This is a genomic window from Mammaliicoccus sp. G-M28 (assembly GCF_022386595.1).
Classification (GTDB): domain Bacteria; phylum Bacillota; class Bacilli; order Staphylococcales; family Staphylococcaceae; genus Mammaliicoccus; species Mammaliicoccus fleurettii.
This window is the reverse complement of sequence record NZ_JAJNIF010000013.1, coordinates 1-26,189: the sequence shown is the minus strand read 5'-3', so window position 1 is coordinate 26,189 and position 26,189 is coordinate 1. Positions and strand designations below refer to the sequence as shown.

Sequence of the window (26,189 nt, the reverse complement as noted above, 5' to 3'; positions counted from 1 at the left end):
GATAAATAATATGGAGGTGTAAAGATGTCTAACTCAAAAATCGTTGAAGTGAAACAACAAAAAGTTGATTTAATTACTGAACAATTTAAAAATTCTGTTTCAACAATTGTTGTGGATTACCGTGGTTTAACAGTTGCACAAGTTACTGAATTACGTAAACAATTACGTGAAGCTGGAATCGAATATAAAGTTTACAAAAATACTTTAGTTCGTCGTGCTGCTGAAGCTGCTGGAATCGAAGGTTTAGAAGAATCACTAACTGGTCCTAACGCAATTGCTTTTTCAAATGAAGAAGTAGTTGAACCAGCGAAAATTCTTGCTGACTTCGCTAAACAAAACGAAGCTTTAGAAATCAAAGCAGGTGTTATTGAAGGACAAGTTGTTACTGCAGAAGAAGTTAACACAATCGGTTCATTACCATCAAAAGATGGTCTTGTATCAATGTTACTATCTGTATTACAAGCTCCAGTTCGTAACTTTGCTTATGCAGTTAAAGCTGTTGGAGAACAAAAAGAAGAAAGTGCTGAATAATTCAGCAACAAATAAAATTAATTAATGGAGGATATATATCATGTCTAATGAAAAAATTATCGAAGCAATTAAAGAAATGTCAGTATTAGAATTAAATGACTTAGTAAAAGCTATTGAAGAAGAATTTGGTGTAACAGCAGCAGCTCCTGTAGCAGCAGCTGGCGCAGCTGGTGGAGACGCAGCAGCTGAACAAACTGAATTTGACGTTGAATTAACTTCAGCTGGAGATTCAAAAATTAAAGTTGTTAAAGCAGTTAAAGAAGTAACTGGTTTAGGCTTAAAAGAAGCTAAAGAAATCGTAGACAACGCTCCTAAAGTTGTTAAAGAAGGTTTATCTAAAGAAGACGCTGAAGCTTTAAAAGAAAAATTAGAAGAAGTTGGCGCATCTGTAGAAGTAAAATAATTTCTGTATTAAATCAAAAACCCGTTATTATCATGATAACGGGTTTTTCTTTACTCATTAAATGCGATAAAGAGGTGGCGTAATGAGTCATTATTTTGATAATGATCCAAATGTGAAGTCGGAACGAGAAAATTTCGATTATTTCTATCGCGACAACAAACTCTCACTTCAAACGGATCATGGTGTATTTTCGAAAGGGAAAATAGATTTTGGATCTGATTTGTTGATTTCTACTTTTTTAAATGCAAATCCCCCTGGTCCTAAAAAGAAAATATTGGATGTAGGTTGTGGTTATGGTCCGATAGGTTTAATGTGTGCAAAAGTACTTCCATACAGCGAAATAACGTTAGTGGATGTTAATGAACGTGCATTAGATTTAGCGAAAGATAACCAAAAATCTAATAAAATAAGTAATGCAAATATACAAGTTAGTAATTGTTTAGATGCTGTCTTAGATTTAAAATTCGATTGTGTATTAACAAATCCTCCAATAAGAGCTGGAAAAGAAATTGTGCATCAAATACTTGAACAAAGTAATGACGTATTATCTAGTGGTGGAGAGCTTTGGGTCGTAATTCAAAAGAAACAAGGCATGCCTTCTGCAAAGAAGAAAATGCAAGATCTTTATGGTAATGCAGAAACAATAGAAAAAAGCAAGGGTTATTACATTTTAAAAAGTGTAAAAGCTTGATTTTGCTGTTTTGTTCTGATATAGTAATAGAATGTTAAAAATTATATTCAATAAGTGTGTACTTTTGCGTCGCCCTTAATTGAATGTTAGGAATAAGTCGTACGAAATAGAAAATGGAATCATTGACTTTCCGTTTTCTTTTTGTCTTATTATATTTATTTTGTAAGACGCAAAGTTATATTCACAATATTTGAGGGGTGAATCTGTTGACAGGTCAACTTATCCAGTATGGAAGACATCGTGTTCGTAGAAGTTATGCGAGAATTTCCGAGATTTTAGAACTACCTAACTTAATCGAGATTCAAACGAAATCATATGAATGGTTTCTTAAAGAAGGTTTACTTGAAATGTTCCGAGACATTTCTCCAATTGATGACTTTACAGGTAACCTATCTTTAGAATTCGTAGATTACCGTTTAGGTGAACCGAAGTATGATTTAGAGGAGTCTAAAAACCGTGATGCGACATACGCTGCGCCATTACGTGTTAAAGTCCGTTTAATCAATAAAGAAACAGGCGAAGTAAAAGACCAAGAAGTATTTATGGGTGATTTCCCATTAATGACTGACACAGGTACTTTTGTAATTAATGGTGCAGAACGTGTTATTGTATCTCAACTTGTACGTTCACCTTCCGTTTATTTCAATGAAAAAGTTGATAAAAACGGTAAAGTGAGTTTTGGAACTACTGTAATTCCTAACCGTGGTGCATGGTTGGAGTATGAAACAGATGCAAAAGATGTTCCTTACGTAAGAATAGACAGAACTCGTAAATTACCAATCACAGTATTAGTCCGTGCATTAGGCTTCTCATCAGATCAAGAAATCATTGATTTACTTGGTGACAATGAATACCTTAGAAATGCTTTGAACAAAGATAATACTGAAACAACGGATCAAGCATTGCTTGAAATCTATGAGCGTTTACGTCCAGGAGAACCACCAACAGTAGAAAACGCTAAAAGTTTATTATATTCACGTTTCTTCGACCCAAAACGTTATGACTTAGCAAGCGTTGGTCGTTATAAAATGAACAAAAAATTACACCTTAAACATCGTTTATTCAATCAAACTTTAGCTGAGCCTATTGTTGATGTTGAAACAGGTGAAATTGCAGCTGAAGAAGGTACTGTACTAGACCGTCGTAACTTAGATAAAATTATCGACGTTTTAGAATCTAACGCTAATATTCATGTATATGAGTTAAATAGCGGTGTATTAGATGAACCAGTTGAAGTACAAGCTGTTAAAATATATATCCCTGGTGATGAAGAAAAACGTACAACAACAGTAATCGGTAATGCATTCCCTGATGAAGCTGTTAAGTGTATTACGCCAGCAGATATAATTTCTTCATTATCATATTTCTTTAACTTGTTACATGGTGTAGGTTATACAGATGATATTGACCATTTAGGTAACCGTCGTTTACGTTCAGTAGGCGAATTATTACAAAACCAATTCAGAATTGGTTTATCACGTATGGAACGTGTAGTACGTGAACGTATGTCAATTCAAGATACTGATTCAATCACACCTCAACAATTAATAAATATTCGTCCAGTAATTGCATCTATTAAAGAATTCTTTGGTAGCTCTCAATTATCACAATTCATGGACCAAGCAAACCCATTAGCCGAGTTGACGCATAAACGTCGTCTATCAGCTCTTGGACCCGGCGGTTTAACTCGTGAACGTGCTGGTATGGAAGTACGTGACGTTCACTACTCTCACTATGGTCGTATGTGTCCTATCGAGACACCTGAGGGACCAAACATTGGTTTAATTAACTCTTTATCAAGTTATGCGAGAGTAAATGAATTTGGATTTATTGAAACACCTTATCGTAAGGTTAATATAGAAACAAACCAAGTTACTGACAGAATTGACTATTTAACAGCTGACGAAGAAGATAGTTATGTTGTTGCGCAAGCAAACTCAGTATTAGATGAAACTGGTAAATTCGTTGATGATGAAGTACTTTGTCGTTTCCGTGGGGATAATACTACGAAACCGAAAGAACGTATGGATTACATGGACGTTTCACCTAAACAAGTTGTTTCTGCTGCGACAGCATGTATTCCTTTCTTAGAAAACGATGACTCTAACCGTGCGCTTATGGGTGCAAACATGCAACGTCAAGCAGTACCTTTAATGAATCCAGAAGCACCATTTGTTGGTACTGGTATGGAACACGTAACTGCTCGTGACTCCGGTGCAGCTGTTGTTGCGAAATATAAAGGTAGAGTTGAACACGTTGAAGCTAAAGAAATTCTTGTTAGACGTATTGTTGAAGAAAATGGTAAAGAAATTGAAACGGAATTAGACCGTTATCCATTATCTAAATTCAAACGTAGTAACTCTGGTACTTGTTATAACCAACGTCCAATTATTGCTAGTGGCGATATCGTTACTAAAGGTGAAATTTTAGCTGATGGTCCTTCAATGGAACTAGGTGAAATGGCACTTGGTCGTAACGTAGTTGTTGGTTTCATGACTTGGGATGGTTATAACTACGAGGATGCTGTAATAATGAGTGAACGTTTAGTTAAAGATGACGTTTACACTTCAATTCACGTTGAAGAATATGAATCAGAGGCTCGTGATACTAAATTAGGACCTGAAGAAATTACACGTGATATTCCAAACGTTTCTGACAATGCACTTAAAAACTTAGACGATCGAGGTATTATCTATGTTGGTGCAGAAGTTAAAGACGGAGATATTCTAGTTGGTAAAGTAACGCCTAAAGGTGTAACAGAACTAACTGCTGAAGAAAGATTATTACACGCAATCTTTGGTGAAAAAGCTCGTGAAGTTCGTGATACTTCATTACGTGTACCTCATGGTGCAGGTGGTATTGTATTAGATGTTAAAGTGTTCAATAGAGAAGAAGGCGATGATTCATTATCTCCTGGTGTTAACCAATTAGTACGTGTATACATCGTTCAAAAACGTAAAATACATGTCGGAGATAAAATGTGTGGTCGACATGGTAACAAAGGTGTTATTTCTCGTATCTTACCTGAAGAAGATATGCCTTATTTACCAGACGGAACACCAATTGATATCATGTTAAACCCATTAGGTGTACCTTCTCGTATGAATATCGGACAAGTGTTAGAACTTCATCTTGGAATGGCAGCTAAGAATTTAGGTATTCATGTTGCTTCACCAGTATTTGATGGTGCAAACGATGATGATGTTTGGTCAACTATTGAAGAAGCAGGTATGGCTCGTGATGGTAAAACTGTACTTTACGATGGTCGTACTGGTGAACCGTTTGATAACCGTGTATCTGTAGGTGTTATGTATATGCTTAAACTTGCACACATGGTAGATGACAAATTACACGCACGTTCTACTGGACCATACTCACTAGTTACACAACAACCACTTGGCGGTAAAGCTCAGTTTGGTGGACAACGTTTTGGTGAGATGGAGGTATGGGCACTTGAAGCATATGGTGCTGCATATACTTTACAAGAGATTTTAACTTATAAATCTGATGATACTGTAGGTCGTGTTAAAACTTATGAATCCATTGTTAAAGGTGAAAACATCCCTAAACCGGGTGTTCCTGAATCGTTCCGCGTATTAATGAAAGAATTACAAAGTTTAGGTCTAGACGTTAAAGTTATGGACGAACATGATAATGAAATCGAAATGCGTGATTTAGAAGATGAAGAAATGATGGACAAAAAAGTTGATTTAGGTGTTTCACAAGATGCAGCAATAGAAGGACAACAAGTAACTGATTAAAAGTTAATAAAGCGCATTTGGTATTACCTTTGCGCTTTTCATTTGTTATACATTATCAATCAACCGGCACAACTAATTTAAATTGAAGGAGGTAGGCTCCTTGATTGATGTAAATAATTTCCATTACATGAAAATAGGACTTGCTTCACCTGAAAAGATTCGTTCTTGGTCATTTGGTGAAGTGAAGAAACCAGAAACAATTAACTACCGTACGTTAAAACCTGAAAGAGATGGTTTATTCTGTGAGAAAATTTTTGGTCCAACTAAGGACTGGGAATGTAGTTGTGGTAAATATAAAAGAGTACGTTATAAAGGCATGGTTTGTGACAGATGTGGTGTAGAAGTTACTAAATCAAAAGTGCGTCGTGAAAGAATGGGGCACATTGAATTAGCAGCACCAGTTTCTCATATTTGGTACTTCAAAGGTATCCCTAGTCGTATGGGACTATTACTTGATATGTCACCACGTTCACTTGAAGAAGTTATATATTTTGCTTCTTATACAGTAATTGATCCAGGTCCAACTGGATTAGATAAGAAACAATTATTAACTGAAGGTGAATTCCGTGAATACTACGATAAATATCCTGGTAAATTTACAGCAAAAATGGGTGCAGAAGCCATTCGTGATTTACTAAATGATATTGATTTAGAAAAAGAACTGAAAGTGTTACGTGAAGAATTAGAATCAGCAACTGGACAAAGATTAACTAGAGCAATCAAACGTTTAGAAGTTGTTGAATCATTCCGTCACTCTGGTAATGATCCATCATGGATGATTTTAGATGTGTTACCAATTATCCCACCTGAAATTCGTCCAATGGTTCAATTAGATGGTGGCCGTTTTGCTACAAGTGATTTAAATGATTTATACCGTCGTGTCATCAACCGTAATAATCGTTTGAAACGTTTATTAGACTTAGGTGCACCTGGTATTATCGTACAAAATGAAAAACGTATGTTACAAGAAGCTGTAGATGCGTTAATCGACAATGGTCGTCGTGGTCGTCCTGTTACAGGTCCGGGTAACCGTCCGTTGAAATCACTATCACACATGTTAAAAGGTAAACAAGGTCGTTTCCGTCAAAACTTACTAGGTAAACGTGTTGACTATTCAGGTCGTTCGGTTATCGTAGTAGGACCAAGCCTTAAAATGTACCAATGTGGTTTACCAAAAGAAATGGCGCTTGAATTGTTCAAACCTTTCATTATGAAAGAACTTGTTGAACGTGAAATCGCTACTAACATCAAAAATGCAAAAGGTAAAATCGAAAGAATGGAAGAAGAAGTTTGGGACGTACTTGAAGATGTTATTAAAGAACATCCAGTATTACTAAACCGTGCGCCAACACTTCACCGTTTAGGTATTCAAGCATTTGAACCTACATTGGTAGAAGGTCGTGCGATTAGACTTCATCCACTTGTTACAACAGCTTATAACGCTGACTTTGATGGTGACCAAATGGCTGTCCATGTTCCATTATCAAAAGAAGCACAAGCAGAAGCTCGTATGTTAATGCTTGCGGCACAAAACATCTTAAACCCTAAAGATGGTAAACCAGTTGTTACACCTTCTCAAGATATGGTATTAGGTAACTATTACTTAACTCTAGAGCGTAAAGGTGCAATAGGAGCTGGAGATATCTTTAGTGAAACAGATGAAGTTATTAAAGCTTATGTAAATGGCTATGTACATTTACATTCTCGTATAGCTGTTCATGCAAGATCATTAAAGAACCCAACATTTACTGAAGAACAAAATAGCAAATTATTAATTACATCTGTTGGTAAAGTTATCTTTAATGAAATTATGCCGGAATCATTCCCTTATATAAATGAACCGACTAATTTCAATTTAGAAAAATCAACACCAGATAAATACTTTGTTTCACCTACTGATATTCCAGAAGGTGGCTTGATTGAATACCTAGAAGATGTTGAACTTGTTAAACCATTCAACAAAAAATTCTTAGGTCAAATCATTGCTGAAATCTTCAATAAATTCCATATTACAGATACTTCAATGATGCTAGATAAGATGAAGGATTTAGGATTTAAATACTCATCTCGTGCTGGTATTACAGTTGGTGTTTCTGATATTGTGGTTCTTCCTGAGAAACAAGAAATTATCGGAGAAGCAGAAATTAAAGTAGATAAAGTACAAAAACAATTCAGCCGTGGTTTAATTACTGAAAGCGAACGTTATGCAGCTGTTATCGAGATTTGGACTAGAGCGAAAGATGATATTCAAGCTAAATTAATGATGTCATTAGATAGCTTAAACCCAATCTTTATGATGAGTGACTCAGGAGCGCGTGGTAACGCATCTAACTTCACTCAGTTAGCTGGTATGCGTGGTTTGATGGCCAATCCATCTGGTAGAATTATCGAGTTACCTATTAAATCTTCATTCCGTGAAGGTTTAACAGTACTTGAATACTTCATCTCTACTCACGGTGCTCGTAAAGGTCTTGCCGATACAGCGCTGAAAACTGCCGATTCAGGTTACTTAACACGTCGTCTAGTTGACGTAGCACAAGATGTTATCGTTAGAGAAGAAGATTGTGGTACTGACCGAGGATTACTAGTTTCTGATATAAGAGAAGGTTCAGAACTAATTGAACCATTTATTGAACGTATAGAAGGTCGTTACTCTAAAGAAACGTTACGTCATCCTGAAACGGACGAAGTAATTATTAAAGTGAACGAACTTATTACAGCAGAAATTGCTAAAATAATCGTTGATGCTGGTATTACTGAAATGCATATCCGTTCAGCATTTACTTGTAACACACGTCATGGTGTATGTGAAAAATGTTATGGTAAGAACTTAGCAACTGGTGAACAAGTTGAAGTTGGTGAAGCAGTTGGTACAATTGCTGCACAATCAATCGGTGAACCAGGTACTCAGCTTACAATGCGTACATTCCATACCGGAGGTGTTGCAGGAGCCGATATTACTCAAGGTTTACCTCGTATTCAAGAGTTATTTGAAGCGCGTAATCCTAAAGGTCAAGCGGTAATTTCTGAAATTAACGGTGAAGTAACTGAAATAACAATCGTTAAAGATCGTCAACAAGAAATTAAAGTTAAAGGCGAAAATGAAATCCGTACTTATAACGCTCCTGGTACTTCTCGACTTAAAGTTGAAGAAGGACAATACGTTGAACGTGGTGAAGTAATGACTGAAGGTTCAATTGAGCCTAAAGGATTATTAGCAGTTGCAGGCTTAAATGCTACTCAAAAATATCTACTTAAAGAAGTTCAAAAAGTTTACCGTATGCAAGGTGTTGAAATTTCAGATAAACACGTTGAAGTTATGGTTAGACAAATGCTTCGTAAAGTTAGAATTATTGAAGCAGGGGATACTAAATTATTACCAGGTGCATTAGTTGATATTCATACATTTACTGATGCTAACAGAGAAGTATTTGCTACGCGTAAGCGTCCAGCAACTGCAAAACCTGTATTACTTGGTATTACTAAAGCATCTCTAGAAACAGAAAGTTTCTTATCTGCAGCTTCATTCCAAGAAACAACAAGAGTTCTTACAGATGCTGCTATTAAAGGTAAGCGTGATAACTTACTTGGACTTAAAGAAAATGTTATCATCGGTAAATTAATTCCTGCTGGTACAGGTATGAGAAGATATACTGGTGTTGACTTTGAAAAAGTTGAAAAGAAAGTTTCACCTGAAGAACCAGTCGTTACTGACTAATATATATAGGCTGTTCTAGGTGTCTAGAACAGCTTATATTTTATTATAAAAACGGCATGAAATATATTGACTTTAAAACTGTACGATGTTATTATTGTTAAGGTTGATGAAAGCAGACGCTTTGGAGGATATCAAATGTCTAATGAAAAAGCCTTAAGCTTAAATCAAGACAGTTATGTCATTGGTTTAAAACAAACCACTAAAGCATTATTGAAGCATGAGGTACGTAAAGTAATTATTGCTCAAGATGTCAATATTCATATTTTGTCTAGGGTGTTAACTTTAGCATTTGAGACAGGCGTTCCGTTAAGTTATAGTCCTAGTAGACAAGAACTTGGATCGCACTATGGAATAGAAGTTAATGCGACAGTTGTTGCATTGCTTAAATAAATTTGTAAGCTGTGCTTACTATTTTTATTTGCCTTAAAATGAACCACCTGGATGTGTGGAATTAAGAAATGAAGAGAGGAGGACATTAAAGATGCCTACTATTAACCAATTAGTACGTAAACCTCGTACTAGTAAATCACAAAAATCAAACTCACCAGCGTTAAACAGAGGTTACAATAGCATGAAGAAAAAAATGACTACTGTATACTCTCCACAAAAACGTGGTGTTTGTACGCGTGTGGGAACTATGACACCTAAAAAACCTAACTCAGCTTTACGTAAATATGCTCGTGTTCGTTTATCAAACAACATCGAAGTTAACGCGTATATCCCTGGTATCGGCCATAACTTACAAGAACACAGTGTTGTACTTATTCGTGGTGGACGTGTAAAAGACTTACCTGGTGTGCGTTATCATATCGTACGTGGTGCTTTAGATACTTCTGGTGTTGACGGTCGTATGCAAAGCCGTTCACTTTATGGTGCTAAAAAACCAAAAGCTGCAAAAAAATAATCTAACGTTAAATTTCTGTAAATAACAGTTTTTTAAATGACGATAAATCAAATAAACTTTATAATAAGGAAGGAGGATTACGATTATGCCTCGTAAAGGTCCAGTTGCAAAAAGAGATGTATTACCAGATCCAATTCACAACTCAAAATTAGTAACAAAATTAATCAACAAAATCATGCTTGATGGTAAACGTGGTACTGCTCAAAGAATTCTTTATTCAGCATTTGAACTTGTTCAAGAACGTTCAGGTAAAGATGCAATCGAAGTATTCGATGAAGCTATCAGCAACATCATGCCTGTACTTGAAGTTAAAGCTCGCCGTGTAGGTGGTTCAAACTATCAAGTACCTGTTGAAGTACGTCCAGAGCGTCGTACAACTTTAGGTTTACGTTGGTTAGTTAACTATGCTCGTCTTCGTGGTGAAAAAACTATGGAAGAGCGTTTAGCTAATGAAATCTTAGATGCTGCCAACAATACTGGTGGCGCAGTTAAGAAACGTGAAGATACTCACAAAATGGCAGAAGCTAACAAAGCATTTGCTCATTACCGTTGGTAAGATAGAACTTAGGACCCTAAGCGTTAAAATCATAAAGATTCCTTTTTTAAGGTCATCTCTAGTTTTTTAAACACTTAGGGTATCAAAGTATCTATACGAACAACAACCAAATATCCAATATTTTGGAAGGAGTAAGAATACTATGGCAAGAGATTTTTCTTTGAAAAACACTCGTAATATCGGTATCATGGCACACATCGATGCTGGTAAAACAACGACTACTGAACGTATTCTTTATTACACAGGCCGTATCCATAAAATTGGTGAAACACATGAAGGTGCTTCACAAATGGACTGGATGGAACAAGAGCAAGAGCGTGGTATTACAATCACTTCTGCTGCGACTACTGCACAATGGGATGGTCACCGTGTAAACATCATCGATACACCAGGACACGTAGACTTCACTGTTGAAGTTGAACGTTCATTACGTGTACTTGATGGTGCAGTAACTGTACTTGATGCACAATCAGGTGTTGAACCTCAAACTGAAACAGTTTGGCGTCAAGCTACAACTTACGGAGTACCACGTATTGTATTCATTAATAAAATGGATAAAATGGGTGCGAACTTTGAATATTCAGTTGGTACATTACATGATCGTTTGCAAGCAAATGCTCACCCAATTCAATTACCAATCGGTGCGGAAGATGATTTCAGCGCTATTATTGATTTAGTAGAAATGAAATGTTTCCAATACAATAACGATTTAGGTACTGAAATTGAAGAAGTTGAAATTCCTGAATCTCATAAGCAACAAGCTGAAGAAGCTCGTGAAGCTTTAATTGAAGCTGTAGCTGAATCAAATGACGAATTAATGGAAAAATATTTAGGTGGAGAAGAAATTTCAATCGAAGAGCTTAAAGCGGCTATCCGTAAAGCTACTTGTGACGTTGAATTCTACCCAGTACTTTGTGGTACTGCATTCAAAAACAAAGGTGTTCAATTAATGTTGAACTCAGTTATTGATTACCTACCATCTCCATTAGATGTTAAACCAATTGTTGGACATAGAGCTGACGATGACGAAGAAGAAGTAATTGCTAAACCTGATGACTCAGCACCTTTTGCTGCATTAGCGTTCAAAGTAATGACTGACCCATTCGTAGGTAAATTAACATTCTTCCGTGTTTATTCAGGTACAATGGAATCAGGTTCATACGTAAGAAACTCTACTAAAGGTAAACGTGAACGTGTAGGTCGTATCCTACAAATGCACGCTAACTCTCGTGAAGAGATTTCTACTGTATATTCTGGTGACATTGCTGGTGCTGTAGGTCTTAAAGATACTGCAACTGGTGATACTTTATGTGATGAAAAGGATAACATTATCTTAGAATCAATGGAATTCCCAGAACCAGTTATCCACTTGTCAGTTGAACCTAAATCTAAAGCTGACCAAGATAAAATGACTAACGCGTTAGTTAAATTACAAGAAGAAGACCCAACATTCCATGCACACACTGACCATGAAACTGGACAAGTTATCATCGGTGGTATGGGTGAATTACATCTTGATATCTTAGTAGACCGTATGAAACGTGAATTCAAAGTTGAGTGTACTGTTGGTGCGCCAATGGTATCTTACCGTGAAACGTTCAAAACACCTGCTCAAGTACAAGGTAAATTCTCTCGTCAATCAGGTGGACGTGGACAATATGGTGATGTTCATATCGAATTCACACCTAACGAACAAGGTGGCGGTTTCGAATTCGAAAACGCTGTTGTCGGTGGTGTAGTTCCTCGTGAATACATTCCATCAGTTGAAGCTGGTCTTAAAGATGCTATGGAAAACGGTGTATTAGCTGGTTATCCATTAGTTGATGTTAAAGCTAAACTTTATGACGGTTCATACCATGATGTCGATTCATCAGAAATGGCCTTCAAAGTAGCAGCATCATTAGCACTTAGAGAAGCAGCTAAAAAATGTGATCCAGTAATCTTAGAGCCAATGATGAAAGTTGAAATCGTTATGCCTGAAGAGTACATGGGTGACATTATGGGTGACGTAACAAGTCGTCGTGGACGTGTTGAAGGTATGGAAGCACGCGGTAACGCTCAAGTTGTTCGTGCATTTGTTCCACTTTCAGAAATGTTCGGTTACGCTACAAACTTACGTTCTAACACTCAAGGTCGTGGTACTTATACTATGGTATTTGATCACTACGAAGAAGTTCCTAAATCAATTTCAGAAGAAATTATCAAGAAAAACAAAGGTGAATAATAAATTCGCTTTAATAAATTGATTTTTTCATCAAAATGATTTATAAAGTAAATATATGTATCCTCATGATGGTGAGTAACCATCATGAGGCTTAAATAAAAAATAATTTTAATATGAATAGGAGAGATTTCATAATGGCTAAAGAAAAATTTGATCGCTCAAAAACACATGCCAATATTGGTACTATCGGTCACGTTGACCATGGTAAAACTACTTTAACAGCTGCAATCGCAACTGTATTATCAAAACGTTCTGGTGACGGAGAAGCTCGTTCTTACGACCAAATCGATAACGCTCCAGAAGAAAAAGAACGTGGTATTACAATTAATACTTCACACATCGAATATGAAACTGAAAAACGTCACTATGCTCACGTTGACTGCCCAGGACACGCTGACTATGTTAAAAACATGATCACTGGTGCTGCTCAAATGGACGGCGGTATCTTAGTAGTATCTGCTGCTGACGGCCCAATGCCTCAAACTCGTGAACACATTCTTTTATCACGTAACGTAGGTGTTCCTGCATTAGTAGTATTCTTAAACAAAGTTGACATGGTTGACGATGAAGAATTATTAGAATTAGTTGAAATGGAAGTTCGTGACTTATTATCTGAATATGACTTCCCTGGCGACGATGTTCCTGTAATCGCTGGTTCAGCATTAAAAGCTTTAGAAGGCGACGAAGCTTATGAAGACAAAATCATGGAATTAATGGAAGCTGTAGATACTTTCATTCCAACTCCAGAACGTGATTCTGACAAACCATTCATGATGCCAGTTGAGGACGTATTCTCAATCACTGGTCGTGGTACTGTTGCTACAGGCCGTGTTGAACGTGGTCAAATCAAAGTTGGTGAAGAGATTGAAATCATCGGTTTAACTGAAGAATCTTCTAAAACAACTGTAACTGGTGTTGAAATGTTCCGTAAATTATTAGACTTCGCTGAAGCTGGAGATAACATCGGTGCATTATTACGTGGTGTTGCTCGTGAAGACGTTAACCGTGGTCAAGTATTAGCTAAACCAGGTTCAATCACTCCTCACACTAAATTCAAAGCGGAAGTTTATGTATTATCAAAAGAAGAAGGTGGACGTCATACTCCATTCTTCACTAACTACCGCCCACAATTCTATTTCCGTACAACTGACGTAACTGGTGTAGTAAACTTACCAGAAGGCATTGAAATGGTTATGCCTGGCGACAACGTTGAAATGGACGTTGAATTAATTTCACCAATCGCTATTGAAGACGGTACTCGTTTCTCAATTCGTGAAGGTGGACGTACAGTTGGATCAGGCGTTGTTACAATCATCGAAGCTTAATTTTCGATATTGAACACGATTGATTAAACTAATAAAATAGAAAGAGCTATCATGCTCTTTCTCAAAATAAACCTCCCAATCCGTTAGTATTAACTTTCGGTTTGGGAGGTTTTTTAATATTTATTTTACTAAGTCCGAACTATGTTCAATTATTGATAAAAATAGCTTCACACTGTTTTGTAGTGATTGCTCATCCAAATCGAATTTTGGATGGTGATGTGGATAATTAGCTTTAAGTGCTTCGTTTCCGACACCTGTAAAGAAATAAGTGCCAGGTACATGTTGTAAGAAATAACCTACATCTTCTCCTCCAAGTGAAGGTGGGAAATCGAATGCTTCTTCAATTGTATCAATTTCTGATGCAAGACTTTTAGCCCATTCTGTTTCTTTTTCGTGATTAACAACTGGAGGATAACCATCATGATAAGTCAAATGGCACTTCACGCCATAACTTGATTCAATACCGTTTAAAATGCCGTTTAAACGTTCTTTAATTTGATCTTTCACAGTAGGTAAGTATGTTCTGATTGTACCAGTAAGTTGTACTGTATCAGCTATAACATTGAATGCATTACCACCTTTAAATGTACCAAATGTTACCACAGCAGATTCTAATGGATCTATCGTTCTAGAGACAATGCTTTGTGCTTGAACGATAAGTGAAGATGCAGCAACGATAGGGTCTTTAGCTAATTGAGGCATTGCTCCGTGGCCACCTGAACCTTGAATATCTATTTCAAATGAATCAGCTGCTGCATATGCTGGTCCTGAACAAAAGCCAACTTTATTTGCTTCTATATGACTTGCTGTATGTGTACCAAAAACATAATCTACACCATCAAGTGCGCCAGCTGCTACCATGGATTTTGCTCCTCCTGGAAGTGATTCTTCGGCATGTTGATGGATTAATACGACATTGCCATAAATTTCAGCTTCGTGTTGTTTTAGGATTTTAGCTGTAATTAATAAGCTTGCTGTGTGAGCATCATGACCACATGCATGCATAACACCATCCACTGTAGATTTATAAGGTACATCTTTCTCATCTTGAATTGGCAAAGCATCAAAGTCAGCTCTTAAAGCAATCGTAGGTCCGGCATTACCGCCTTTAATATAACCTAGGAGCCCGTTACCACCGACATCTTTTTTAACTTCTATACCTAAATTCTCAAGGTAATCAGCTATATATTTTTTTGTATTTTCTTCTTGGAAAGATAGTTCTGGATTTTGATGCAAATGTCTTCTGATATCTATTAATTCATCCATATATTGATTAACTTCAGTCGTTAAATTCATTATTATAATTCCTTTCCATAAACTTAAATGTAGTTAATAAGAATATTCGAACAGCGTTGATTAGTCCTTGCTCATCTATATCAAATTTCGGATGATGATGTGGATAATCCGCTTTGAAATGTTCATTTCTTGTTCCTGTATAGAAAAATGCACCAGGTACACGTTGCTGATAATAAGAAAAGTCTTCTCCACCTAAACTTGCTTCTAATTCAACTAATTCTTGAACACTAGCTATTTCTTTAGTAGCTTCTAATATTAGGTCTGTTTCTTTTTCAGTATTTATAACAGGTGGGTAACCTTTACTGTATTTTAAATCGTAAGTGACATCAGTAGAAGTAGCGATACCTTCTAGTACTTTTTTAAATCCTTCAATTACACTTATTTGAGTATCTGAGTCGAATGTTCTGATCGTACCTCCAATTTTACAAGTATCAGGTATGACGTTGTTGGTTTCTCCAGCATTAAACATCGTTATGGATAATACAGCAGGTGATAATGCACTTGTTTTACGTGAAACAATATACTGTAAATCATTACATAATTGAATACCTGCAGCTAGTGGATCAATAAGTTGATCTGGGTGAGCTGCATGTCCACCTCGTCCTTTTAAAGTAATCCAAAAATCATCAGGGATACCTGTCGTTGTACCGTATTTGTAGCCTATTTTACCGACATCTAAACTACTTGATACATGTTGTCCAATGATAGCGTCAACACCCGTTAAACAGCCGTCAGCGATCATTTGTATAGCACCACCAGGATCCACTTCTTCAGCGTGTTGATGAATAAACACTACACGACCATTTATTTCATCTTTATGCTCGGATAATATTTTTGCAGTCATTAAGAGAACAGCCGTATGTGCATCATGTCCACAAGCATGCATAACGCCATCAACTGTTGATTTGTAAGGTACTTCTTTTTCATCTTGTATAGGTAAAGCGTCAAAGTCGGCTCTTATAGCTAATGTTGGACCGTCTTTCTCTTTATTAAGTGTGCCTACTACACCTCGTCCACCAACACCTTCTCTAACATCTATACCTAGATTTCTTAAATAATTAGCGATATAGGCAGGCGTTTTAACTTCTTCAAAAGATAATTCAGGATTCATATGTAAGTGTCTTCTAATTTCTATCATTTCATCATAATAATGATCAACTTTTTGTAGTAATATATTTTTCATCTTATAGAACACCTTCAATCTCAAGGACTTTTATGAACATTTCAGTTGTTGTTTTCATTGCATCTTCATCTAAATCAAACATAGGATGATGATGAGGTGCTGTTGAAGCTTTATCCTCAGTACCACTACCAGTTAAGAAGAAACAGCCAGGGCGATTGAGAAGGTAATATGAGAAGTCTTCACCAATCATCATTGGCGGTATATCTTCGTATGTTAAATGTAATGACTCAGCTGCTTCTTTTACAACGTTATATTGTTCTTCATGGTTAACAACAGTAGGGTATCCTCTGCGATAATTGAATTCATAAGTAGCATTATTGGCAATACAAATGCCTTTTAATAATCGTTCTAGCTCTTCTTCAATCGTGTCTTTTACTTCAGGTTTGAAAGTTCTAACTGTACCTTCGATGGTAGCTGTATCACTTATAACATTAAAAGCACTTCCTGCATCTATCTTACCAACTGTTATGACACCTCTATCTATAGGATCAATATGTCGAGATATAATTTTTTGTAAACTAGAAATGTATTCAGCAACAATTACAATCGGATCAATCGATGTATGTGGTTTAGCACCGTGTCCACCTTTACCTTGAATCGTAATATCAAAATAGTCCGGTGAAGCCATCATATCAGCAGGCTTTGTCTTAATTGAAGATGTTTCATGACCGCTCCAAAAATGATTTCCGTACACTTTATCAACGCCTTCTAACGCCCCATCATTTATCATAGGACTTGCACCACCAGGACTTAACTCCTCAGCGTATTGAAAAATAAAAACAACATTCCCTTTAAGTAAATGTTGATGTTCATGAAGTAATTCGCAAAATGTTAAAAGTGTCGCTGTATGACCGTCATGTCCACAAGCATGCATAACACCGTCGACAGTAGATTTATATGGAACGTCTTTTTCGTCTTGAATAGGTAAAGCATCGAAATCAGCACGGAATGCGATTGTTTGACCAGGTTGATTACCTTCTAGCTTTGCAACAATTCCACGCTCTCCAACGCGCTCTCTAATCGTCAATTTATCTAGCTTTTTTAATTCAGATAAAAGAAAATCATGAGTTTTTTCCTCATGAAATGAAAGTTCTGGGTTCTTATGCATATATCGTCTAATTTCGACTAAACGATCAAATTTATTTGCTACTTTTTCTTTCCAATTTATCATTAATAAACCTTCTTTCAATTCCATCAAAATATAGTATGACTATTGTAGCAAAGTTTATAGAAAATTTAAACAATTCAATTTACTATGATAACGCTTAATTCTTTGATTTTGATGTGTTATGATAAATAAAAAGTGCTAAAGGAGAAAGTGTATATGGTACAAACATTAGATATATTCTTAACAACAAATTTAAATGAATTGAAAGACAATGGTTTGTATAATGAAATTGATATCGTTGAAGGTGCAAATGGCGCTGAAATAACAATTGGCGGTAAAAATTATATCAACTTATCATCAAATAACTATCTTGGATTAGCTACAGACGAAGACTTGAAAAAAGCAGCTAAAGATGCAATAGATTCACATGGTGTAGGTGCTGGTGCAGTACGTACTATAAATGGAACATTAGATTTGCATAGAGAGTTAGAAGAAACATTAGCACAATTTAAAGGTACGGAAAGCGCTATTGCTTATCAATCAGGATTTAACTGTAACATGGCAGCTATTTCAGCAGTCATGAATAAAAATGATGCAATATTATCTGATGAATTAAATCATGCTTCAATTATTGATGGTTGTCGTTTATCAAAAGCAAAAATCATTCGAGTAAATCACTCAGACATGGAAGACTTAAGAGCAAAAGCGAAAGAAGCGGTTGAATCAGGTCAATATAATAAAGTCATGTACATCACTGATGGTGTGTTCTCAATGGATGGGGACGTAGCTTTATTACCTGAAATCGTTGAAATAGCTGAAGAATTTGGTTTAATCACTTATGTTGATGACGCACATGGTTCAGGTGTAATGGGTAAAGGTGCTGGAACTGTTAAGCATTTTGGTTTACAAGATAAAATTGATTTCCAAATTGGTACACTTTCTAAAGCGATTGGTGTAGTAGGCGGTTATGTGGCAGGTACTAAAGATTTAATTGATTGGTTAAAAGTCGCTTCAAGACCATTTTTATTCTCAACATCTTTAGCTCCTGGAGATACTAAAGCAATTACAGAATCCGTTAAAAAATTAATGGCCTCAACAGAATTACATGATAAATTATGGGATAATGCTAATTATTTAAAAGAAGGCTTAAAAGCAAAAGGTTTCGATATAGGTCATTCTGAAACACCAATCACACCGGTCATTATCGGTGAAGAGAAAAAAGCACAAACATTTAGTAAACGACTTATGGATGAAGGTGTATATGCAAAAGCAATCGTATTCCCAACAGTTCCTAGAGGTACAGGTCGTGTTAGAAATATGCCAACAGCTGCACATACTAAAGAACAACTAGATGATGCAATTGAATCATATGAAAAAATTGGTAAAGAATTAGGATTATTATAAATAGAATAACTATAAAAAAGCAGTAGAAATTCATTGTATCAATTGAATTTCTACTGCTTTTTCTCATATTTATGAAATGAGTATGTTGTTAAGTGTTAGCTAATTGGCAGTATTGAGAATAATGTCCCTAAGTATCTCTTATACAATTGGTTTTTGTATTAAGTAACTTATTTATTCTTGCTATGTACTTCTGAAGTATACAAATTGGATGAAATATAGTAAAATATCATTAAAGAAAGCGTTTTTTGTTTTTCTCAAGAGTACAAATGAACGTTTCAACAATACAGGAGGATTTTATAATGAAAAAAATCATGATCACTGGGGCGCTAGGGCAAATCGGGACAGAATTAGTTATGAAATTAAGAAAGAAATATGGTAATGAAAATGTTTTAGCAACAGATATAAGACAACCAGAAAGTGAAAGTGAAATAAATAATGGTCCATTTGAAATTTTAGATGTAACCGATCAAGATAGATTCCATTCATTAGTTAAGAATTTTGAAGCGGATACTTTAATGCATATGGCAGCACTTCTTTCAGCTACTGCTGAAAAAAATCCATTATTCGCATGGAATCTGAATATGGGTGGACTAGTAAATGCTCTTGAAGTAGCTCGAGAATTTGATATGCAGTTCTTTACACCAAGTTCAATCGGTGCGTTTGGTCCAAATACACCTAAAGATATGACACCTCAAGTTACAATTCAAAGACCAACTTCAATGTATGGTGTTAATAAAGTAGCGGGTGAATTGTTATGTGATTATTACTACACTAAATTTGGTGTTGATACGAGAAGTATGAGATTTCCTGGTTTAATTTCTTATATAAAAGAACCAGGTGGAGGTACTACAGATTACGCAGTTGAAATTTACTTCAAAGCAATTCGTGAAGGCAAATACGACAGTTATATTGCGAAAGATACGTATATGGATATGATGTTCATGGACGATGCCATCGATGCAATCATTCAGTTAATGGAAGCAGACAGTGAACGATTGATTAACCGTAATGCATATAATGTGAGTGCAATGAGCGTTGATCCAGAAACAATTAAAACAGCTATTCAAAAGAAAATGCCTAACTTTGAACTAGGATATGATGTTGATCCAGATCGTCAAGCAATTGCCGAGAGTTGGCCAAACGCTATCGATTCATCTTGTGCTAAAGAAGAATGGGGATTTTCTCCAAGTTATAATTTAGATAGTATGACTGAATTAATGCTTAAAGCAATTGAAGAAAAAGATAACTTAGCCAAAAGTTAACTTTAATGTGTATATTTTTTAAATTTTCCAAAAATTCATTGAATAACACCTCTATGACTGATATACTTGTTAACATTAATTATTAATTAGCCTAGGGGGAATCATTATGTCAGAAACATTTTACGTAGAAAAGCGTGAGCAGCTTAAAGAGAAACCGGACTTTCAAAATTTAGTCTTTGGTGAAATCTTTACTGATTATATGCTGTCTATGTCATATAAACAAGGTGAAGGCTGGTCAGAGCCTAAAATAATTCCATATGGGCCGATTACTTTGTCACCAAGTGCACAAGGACTTCATTACGGACAAACAGTATTTGAAGGTATGAAAGCTTATAAAGATGGTGATGATGTTGCACTATTCAGACCAGACCAAAATTTCAAGAGAATTAATTTATCTTTAAAAAGACTTGAAATGCCTCAAATCGATGAAGAAAAAGTATTAGATGGTCTATTACAACTTATAGATTTAGAACGTGAATGGATCCCAAGTGGTGAAGGACAATCTTTATATGTTAGACCATTTGTATATGCTACTGAACCTTACTTAGGTGTGCGTTCTTCAACAGACTATGAATTTTTAGTGATTCTTTCTCCAGTAGGCGCTTATTATGGTGATGAACAAATGAAACCTACTAGCATTTATGTAGAAGATGAATTTGTACGTGCAGTAAGAGGCGGCGTTGGCTTTGCTAAATGTGGTGGTAACTATGCGGCTAGTTTAATTGCACAAACACGTGCTAATGAATTAGGTTTCGATCAAGTATTGTGGTTAGATGGTGTAGAACAAAAATATATCGAAGAAGTAGGAAGCATGAATATTTTCTTCGTTATTGATGGAAAAGTAGTAACACCGGAATTAAACGGCAGTATTTTACCAGGTATTACGCGTAAAACTGTACTCGAACTTGCTCAAGAAATGGGCTATGAAACTGAAGAAAAACGATTATCTATTGATGATATTATTAATGCACATCACGATGGTCGTTTAACAGAAATTTTCGGTACAGGAACTGCAGCAGTTATTTCTCCAGTAGGATTCTTAAAATACGAAGAGGCAGAAATTACAATCAATAATAATGAGATTGGTCCAATTACTCAAGCGTTATTTGATGAATATACAGCAATTCAAACTGGTAAAAAAGAAGATAAAAATGGTTGGAGAGTTGTAGTAGGACAAGAAAGTCATATCGAAATAGTATAATTGAAAAACAATAAAGAGCGGCCTACTAAATGTAGTGCCGCTCTTTTTAAAGGAGTACAAATAATGATTAAATGGTTATTGTTCGATAAAGATGGTACATTACTCAAATTTGATGAAACATGGTCAGAGATTTCATTAGTTATGATAGATCGATTTGTAGAACAGTACCAAGTTGATAATAAGCAAGCCTTACAAGAAAAACTAGGATACGTAAATGATAGATTTTTATCTAGTGGCATACTTGCTTCAGGTACATTGTCAGATATTATAGATGTCTTCTCTGAATACGCACCAACTATAGATAAAAAAGAAATTGAAAAATGGACGGTAAAAATAAGCAAAGACTTAATAAGTGAATATAAACCTGAGACTATCGTCATTGAAGGATTAATAGAAACTTTAACAGCTTTTAAAGACAAAAAATATAATATTGGCATCATCACAAGTGATGATATAGACGGTACAGAACGATTTATTAAAGACGCAAAAGTAGAACATTTGATTGATGAAAAAATTACAGCATCTATAAATGGCTATCAAAAGCCAAACCCTAAAATGGTAGAAAAATTTTATGAAAAATGGGACGTAGCACCTGATGAAATCGCAATAATAGGAGATACACCCACTGATATACAAATGGGCAAAAATGCTCATTTCAAAGTAGTTGTTGGCGTACTTAGTGGTACAGGAGATGAGGCAGATTTAACAGGTGCAGATTATATTTATAAAGATATTAACGAGTTTTATGAAAAAGAAGCGGAATGGAATAAATAATATAATTTAAAAAATGCTCCAAACCATTTGAAATAATTAATGGTTTAGAGCATTTTTTTATTTTACTCGTGTATCGATTGAACGGTGTGTTTCTATAACATGTGCAATCTTGTCGATAATGTGATTGATTGATTCTGGATCTTCGTATAAGTCATAATCATTTATATTTACACGTACTACAGGGCATTCTGTGAAATTGTTAACCCAATTATCATAACGTGCGAAAAGTTTTTTCCAGTATGCTTCGTCTGTTTCGATTTCCATTTGGCGACCTCTATTTTTGATGCGTTGTATAACGTCTTCGTAGTCGCATTCTAAATAAATTAATGCATCAGGTTTAGGGAAGTATGGTGTCATAACCATTGCTTCAAATAGATCTCTATAAGTTGCATAGTCTTCTTTTGTCATTGTTCCTTGTTCTTCATGCATTTTTGCGAAAATATCAACATCTTCATAGATTGAGCGGTCTTGTATAAATCCTCCGCCATATTCAAACATTCTTTTTTGTTCTTTAAAACGTTCCGCTAAAAAGTATATTTGTAGGTGGAAACTCCATCGTTCGAAATCATGATAAAATTTTTCTAAATATGGGTTATTGTCGACTTTTTCAAAAGAAGTCTTAAAGTTTAAACGTTCGCTAAGTGCTTGTGTTAAAGATGATTTTCCAACACCAACAGTACCAGCAATTGTGATAATAGCATCACTTGGTATGACTTTATTTGTCATGTGTAATCTCTCCAATCAAAGGTTGTAATAATTTTAAAATTTGTTGATAATCTGCGGTGTTATTTACGAAATCTAAATGAGAAGTATCAATTTGAATAGCATCGATTTCACTTTTCACTTCTTCGTAGAATTGATTATAATCACTTTTTAGTTGTGCTAAGTAATTATTTTCTATTTGTGATTCATATGATCTATTACGATGGGCAATACGTTGTTGTAGGACTTCTAATGAGGCATCGAGAAAGATAATTTGATCAGGCATACGAATATCTTCAGTTAAAATATCATAAATTCGACTGAATTTATCAAATTCACTATCGTTTAAAGTGTTTTTTGCAAAAATCTTATTTTTAAAAATATGATAATCACTTACGATTCCTTTAATATTCTTTAAATCTGTTAGCTGTTTGTAACGATGACATAAGAAGAACATCTCCGTTTGAAAACTCCATTTAGAAATATCATCATAAAAATCACTTAAGAAAGGATTTTCGTCAACAATTTCAAATTCTTCGGTATAATTTAAAGCTTTAGCAAGCTTTTTAGTTAAGGAGCTTTTCCCGACTCCAATAGGTCCTTCGATTGCAATAAAGGTTTTTTTCATATATATCTCCCTAGATGTTAAAATAGACATACTTATTCTATCATAAATTAAACGGAGTGAAATATAGCGTGCATGAAAATTATATGAAACTTGCAATTGAAGAAGCAAAAAAAGCTTGGGAAATGGATGAAGTACCAATTGGTGCAATTGTTGTATATAAAGGAGAAGTGATTGGAAGAGGTCATAACTTAAGAGAGCATGATCAAGATCCAATTGCACATGCTGAAATGATTGCAATACAAGAGGCAGCCAAGTATCTGAAATCGTGGAGACTAGAAGAAACTACTTTATATGCTACTTTAGAGCCCTGTGTCATGTGTTCGGGCGCGATTGTGATGAGTAGAATACCGCATGTCGTTTATGGTGCAACAGATCCTAAAGGCGGCTGTAGTGGTAGCTTAATGAATTTAATAGAAGATACTCGGTTTAATCACCGTGCTACAGTTGAAAGAGGGATACTTGAGCAAGAATGCGGTGAGATGTTACGAACGTTTTTTAGAGAAAAAAGAAGCCTAAAAAAACAAATTAAGCAGAATAATACAGATTTATAGAGATTATTACTTTTATTTGTTAAAATTTATGTTGAATATAAAGAAAAGAGGTTACTTTCATGATAAAGTTAATCGCAACAGATATGGACGGCACTTTGTTGAATGCAGCACATGAAGTTTCAAATGAAAATTATGAAGCAATAAAATTTGCACAATCAAAAGGTATCTCGGTAGTTATTGCTACTGGAAGAGCATTTTACGAGGCACATAGCCCAATTGAAAAAACAGATTTATCATTACCATACATTTGTTTAAATGGAGCAGAAGTAAGAGATGAAGAATTTAATATCGTCCATACTTCTAAATTAACACGACCTTTAATCAATAAAATTACGGGAATTTTGAACAAAGAAGATATTTATTATCAAGTTTATACGAACTTTGGTATTTATACTGAAGATCCTGAAAAAGACTTGGAAATTTATGTTGATATAGCAGAAAAAGCTGGTCAAAAAGCTGATGTCAAAAAAATTCGTGCCAATATTCAAAGTAGAATTGATAACGGAACATTAAAAACAGTAGATAGTTACGATGAAATTGAAAGTCGACCAGGGGAAATCATATTGAAAATTTTAGCATTTGCGAGTGATTTATCTAAAATTGATAGAGCTAAAGCTGAAATTTCAGAATCACAAAGTTTAGCAGTTTCATCATCTTCAAGAGGGAATATTGAAATCACACATTCTGATGCGCAAAAGGGAATTGCATTAGAAGCAATAGCAAATCAATTAAACATTCCAATGTCAGATGTGATGGCAATTGGTGATAACTTAAATGATGTTTCAATGTTAGAAAAAGCCGGGTATGCTGTTGCAATGGAAAACGGAGCACCTGAAGTGAAAGAATTAGCTGATTACGTTACGGATACTAATGAGCATAGTGGTGTAGGAAAAGCGATTATTCATGCATTGAAAAATTATGACCGTTAATATACATCGTCCATAAGAATGATTTTTAATGAAAATTAAATTCTTAGTTTCTCAGTATGCTATAATGATACGTAATTAATATCATTAAAATTTTGAGGTGACAACAGTGAAAGTATTACTTATTGTAGGTAGCGCTAAGCAATATTCACATACACACGCCCTTGCACAATTTGTTCGTGGGAACTTAGAAGACCAAGGTGCAGAGGTAACTTTGTTTGATTTATATGACAAACCAATACCGTTCTTAGACGTATCAGGTCAACATTTAAACGATGAACGAATTAAAGTTAATGTAAATGAATTACGCGAAAAAGCTGAAGAAGCAGATGCGATTATAATTGGTACGCCAAATTACCACGGTTCATATTCTGGTATTTTAAAAAATGCTTTAGACCATTTAACAATGGATCAATTTAAAATGAAACCAGTAGGCTTAATATGTAATAGTGGTGGGATGAGAAGTACAGAGCCATTATCACATTTGAGAATTATTATGAGAAACTTATTAGGAATTGCAGTTCCTGTCCAAATTTCAACACAAGATGCTGACTTCGGTAAAACAGAAGATGGCACATATTATATTGATGTAGATGACATTAAATTACGTGTTAAATTGTTTACAGAGCAAATTACAAAACTAATTAAAAACAATCCTTGGATAGAAGCAGAAGAACAAGTGAATTCATAAAGAGGATAGAGGGCAACAGCAGAGGCTGTTGCCTTCTTTTTGTTCTATATAAGAAAATATGGACCGATAAATAAAATTACCGGTCCAGAAACGGGAAATACGGACCGATAAATAAAATTAGGGGTCCAGAAACGGAAAATACGGACCGATAAATAAAATTACCGGTCCAGAAATGAGAAATACGGACCGATAAATAAAATTACCGTTCCAGAAATGAGAAATACGGACCGATAAATAAAATTACCGTTCCAGAAATGAGAAATACGGACCGATAAATAAAATTACCGGTCCAGAAATGAGAAATACGGACCGATAAATAAAATTACCGTTCCAGAAATGAGAAATACGGA

At 35.3% G+C, this 26,189-nt stretch carries 22 protein-coding genes; 17 read left to right on the top strand and 5 right to left on the bottom strand.

Annotated features, from left to right (window positions below; all coding sequences use genetic code 11):
• The first annotated feature begins 24 nt into the window (after nucleotides 1-24).
• From rplJ to tuf, 10 genes are all read left to right on the top strand, one after another.
• Complete coding sequence (gene rplJ / locus LQ609_RS10610) at nucleotides 25-531, top strand: 50S ribosomal protein L10 (protein ID WP_078357775.1); 507 nt, start codon at nucleotides 25-27, stop codon at nucleotides 529-531.
• 40 nt (nucleotides 532-571) lie between these two features.
• The gene (rplL, locus tag LQ609_RS10605; protein ID WP_237687749.1) at nucleotides 572-934 is read left to right on the top strand and encodes a 50S ribosomal protein L7/L12; all 363 of its coding nucleotides are present in this window, start codon (nucleotides 572-574) and stop codon (nucleotides 932-934) included.
• Nucleotides 935-1,016: 82 nt separating this feature from the next.
• Nucleotides 1,017-1,625, top strand: a complete 609-nt coding sequence (locus tag LQ609_RS10600) for a class I SAM-dependent methyltransferase (protein ID WP_078357777.1) — start codon at nucleotides 1,017-1,019, stop codon at nucleotides 1,623-1,625.
• Nucleotides 1,626-1,831: 206 nt separating this feature from the next.
• Nucleotides 1,832-5,386: a DNA-directed RNA polymerase subunit beta gene (rpoB, locus tag LQ609_RS10595; RefSeq protein ID WP_078357778.1), complete on the top strand. Its 3,555-nt coding sequence runs from the start codon at nucleotides 1,832-1,834 to the stop codon at nucleotides 5,384-5,386.
• Between the two features lie 100 nt (nucleotides 5,387-5,486).
• Entirely contained in the window at nucleotides 5,487-9,104 is a 3,618-nt protein-coding gene (gene rpoC / locus LQ609_RS10590) for a DNA-directed RNA polymerase subunit beta' (RefSeq protein WP_208144266.1), read from the top strand.
• A 135-nt stretch (nucleotides 9,105-9,239) separates the two neighbouring features.
• A complete protein-coding gene (locus LQ609_RS10585) occupies nucleotides 9,240-9,494 on the top strand; it encodes a ribosomal L7Ae/L30e/S12e/Gadd45 family protein (RefSeq protein WP_078357780.1) in 255 nt (84 codons plus the stop codon).
• A gap of 91 nt (nucleotides 9,495-9,585) precedes the next feature.
• On the top strand, nucleotides 9,586-10,008 hold the full coding sequence (gene rpsL / locus LQ609_RS10580; protein ID WP_078357781.1) for a 30S ribosomal protein S12: 423 nt from the start codon (nucleotides 9,586-9,588) through the stop codon (nucleotides 10,006-10,008).
• Nucleotides 10,009-10,093: 85 nt separating this feature from the next.
• A complete protein-coding gene (gene rpsG, locus LQ609_RS10575; RefSeq protein ID WP_078357782.1) occupies nucleotides 10,094-10,564 on the top strand; it encodes a 30S ribosomal protein S7 in 471 nt (156 codons plus the stop codon).
• A gap of 142 nt (nucleotides 10,565-10,706) precedes the next feature.
• On the top strand, nucleotides 10,707-12,788 hold the full coding sequence (gene fusA / locus LQ609_RS10570) for an elongation factor G (RefSeq protein ID WP_078357783.1): 2,082 nt from the start codon (nucleotides 10,707-10,709) through the stop codon (nucleotides 12,786-12,788).
• 134 nt (nucleotides 12,789-12,922) lie between these two features.
• Nucleotides 12,923-14,113 carry an elongation factor Tu gene (tuf, locus tag LQ609_RS10565; protein WP_078357784.1) on the top strand — a complete coding sequence of 397 codons (1,191 nt, stop codon included), beginning with the start codon at nucleotides 12,923-12,925 and terminating at the stop codon, nucleotides 14,111-14,113.
• A 120-nt stretch (nucleotides 14,114-14,233) separates the two neighbouring features.
• Here the strand turns inward: tuf and LQ609_RS10560 are convergent, their stop codons facing one another.
• From LQ609_RS10560 to LQ609_RS10550, 3 genes are read right to left on the bottom strand one after another with little or no spacing between them, the layout of a single operon-like run.
• Nucleotides 14,234-15,409 carry an amidohydrolase gene (locus tag LQ609_RS10560; protein WP_239734716.1) on the bottom strand — a complete coding sequence of 392 codons (1,176 nt, stop codon included), beginning with the start codon at nucleotides 15,407-15,409 and terminating at the stop codon, nucleotides 14,234-14,236.
• Nucleotides 15,393-16,592, bottom strand: a complete 1,200-nt coding sequence (locus LQ609_RS10555; protein ID WP_107509270.1) for an amidohydrolase — start codon at nucleotides 16,590-16,592, stop codon at nucleotides 15,393-15,395. Before LQ609_RS10555 ends, LQ609_RS10560 begins: the two co-directional genes overlap by 17 nt.
• A gap of 1 nt (nucleotide 16,593) precedes the next feature.
• Nucleotides 16,594-17,763, bottom strand: a complete 1,170-nt coding sequence (locus LQ609_RS10550; RefSeq protein WP_239734719.1) for an amidohydrolase — start codon at nucleotides 17,761-17,763, stop codon at nucleotides 16,594-16,596.
• Between the two features lie 153 nt (nucleotides 17,764-17,916).
• Here LQ609_RS10550 and LQ609_RS10545 point away from each other — a divergent pair, with 153 nt between their 5' ends.
• The 4 genes from LQ609_RS10545 (at nucleotide 17,917) to LQ609_RS10530 (ending at nucleotide 22,341) form a co-directional block, all read left to right on the top strand.
• On the top strand, nucleotides 17,917-19,104 hold the full coding sequence (locus LQ609_RS10545) for a glycine C-acetyltransferase (protein WP_239734715.1): 1,188 nt from the start codon (nucleotides 17,917-17,919) through the stop codon (nucleotides 19,102-19,104).
• Between the two features lie 299 nt (nucleotides 19,105-19,403).
• Nucleotides 19,404-20,366, top strand: a complete 963-nt coding sequence (locus tag LQ609_RS10540; protein WP_078357789.1) for an L-threonine 3-dehydrogenase — start codon at nucleotides 19,404-19,406, stop codon at nucleotides 20,364-20,366.
• 106 nt (nucleotides 20,367-20,472) lie between these two features.
• Nucleotides 20,473-21,567 carry a branched-chain amino acid aminotransferase gene (locus LQ609_RS10535; RefSeq protein WP_078357790.1) on the top strand — a complete coding sequence of 365 codons (1,095 nt, stop codon included), beginning with the start codon at nucleotides 20,473-20,475 and terminating at the stop codon, nucleotides 21,565-21,567.
• A 63-nt stretch (nucleotides 21,568-21,630) separates the two neighbouring features.
• Nucleotides 21,631-22,341 carry an HAD family hydrolase gene (locus LQ609_RS10530; protein ID WP_078357791.1) on the top strand — a complete coding sequence of 237 codons (711 nt, stop codon included), beginning with the start codon at nucleotides 21,631-21,633 and terminating at the stop codon, nucleotides 22,339-22,341.
• 57 nt (nucleotides 22,342-22,398) lie between these two features.
• Here the strand turns inward: LQ609_RS10530 and LQ609_RS10525 are convergent, their stop codons facing one another.
• Both LQ609_RS10525 and LQ609_RS10520 read right to left on the bottom strand, forming a co-directional pair.
• A complete protein-coding gene (locus LQ609_RS10525; RefSeq protein WP_078357792.1) occupies nucleotides 22,399-23,067 on the bottom strand; it encodes a deoxynucleoside kinase in 669 nt (222 codons plus the stop codon).
• A complete protein-coding gene (locus LQ609_RS10520) occupies nucleotides 23,057-23,671 on the bottom strand; it encodes a deoxynucleoside kinase (protein WP_239734714.1) in 615 nt (204 codons plus the stop codon). The genes LQ609_RS10525 and LQ609_RS10520 overlap by 11 nt, the downstream gene beginning before the upstream one ends.
• A 68-nt stretch (nucleotides 23,672-23,739) precedes the next feature.
• On the opposite strand from LQ609_RS10520, the gene tadA reads away from it, so the two are divergent.
• The 3 genes from tadA to LQ609_RS10505 all read left to right on the top strand — a co-directional run bounded on the left by tadA (nucleotide 23,740) and on the right by LQ609_RS10505 (nucleotide 25,839).
• A complete protein-coding gene (gene tadA, locus LQ609_RS10515; RefSeq protein WP_345773194.1) occupies nucleotides 23,740-24,222 on the top strand; it encodes a tRNA adenosine(34) deaminase TadA in 483 nt (160 codons plus the stop codon).
• Nucleotides 24,223-24,281: 59 nt separating this feature from the next.
• Nucleotides 24,282-25,151 (top strand): Cof-type HAD-IIB family hydrolase, encoded by an 870-nt coding sequence (locus tag LQ609_RS10510; RefSeq protein ID WP_078357794.1) that lies wholly within the window; start codon nucleotides 24,282-24,284, stop codon nucleotides 25,149-25,151.
• A 106-nt stretch (nucleotides 25,152-25,257) separates the two neighbouring features.
• Nucleotides 25,258-25,839 (top strand): NADPH-dependent FMN reductase, encoded by a 582-nt coding sequence (locus LQ609_RS10505; RefSeq protein WP_078357795.1) that lies wholly within the window; start codon nucleotides 25,258-25,260, stop codon nucleotides 25,837-25,839.
• The last annotated feature ends 350 nt before the right edge of the window (nucleotides 25,840-26,189 follow it).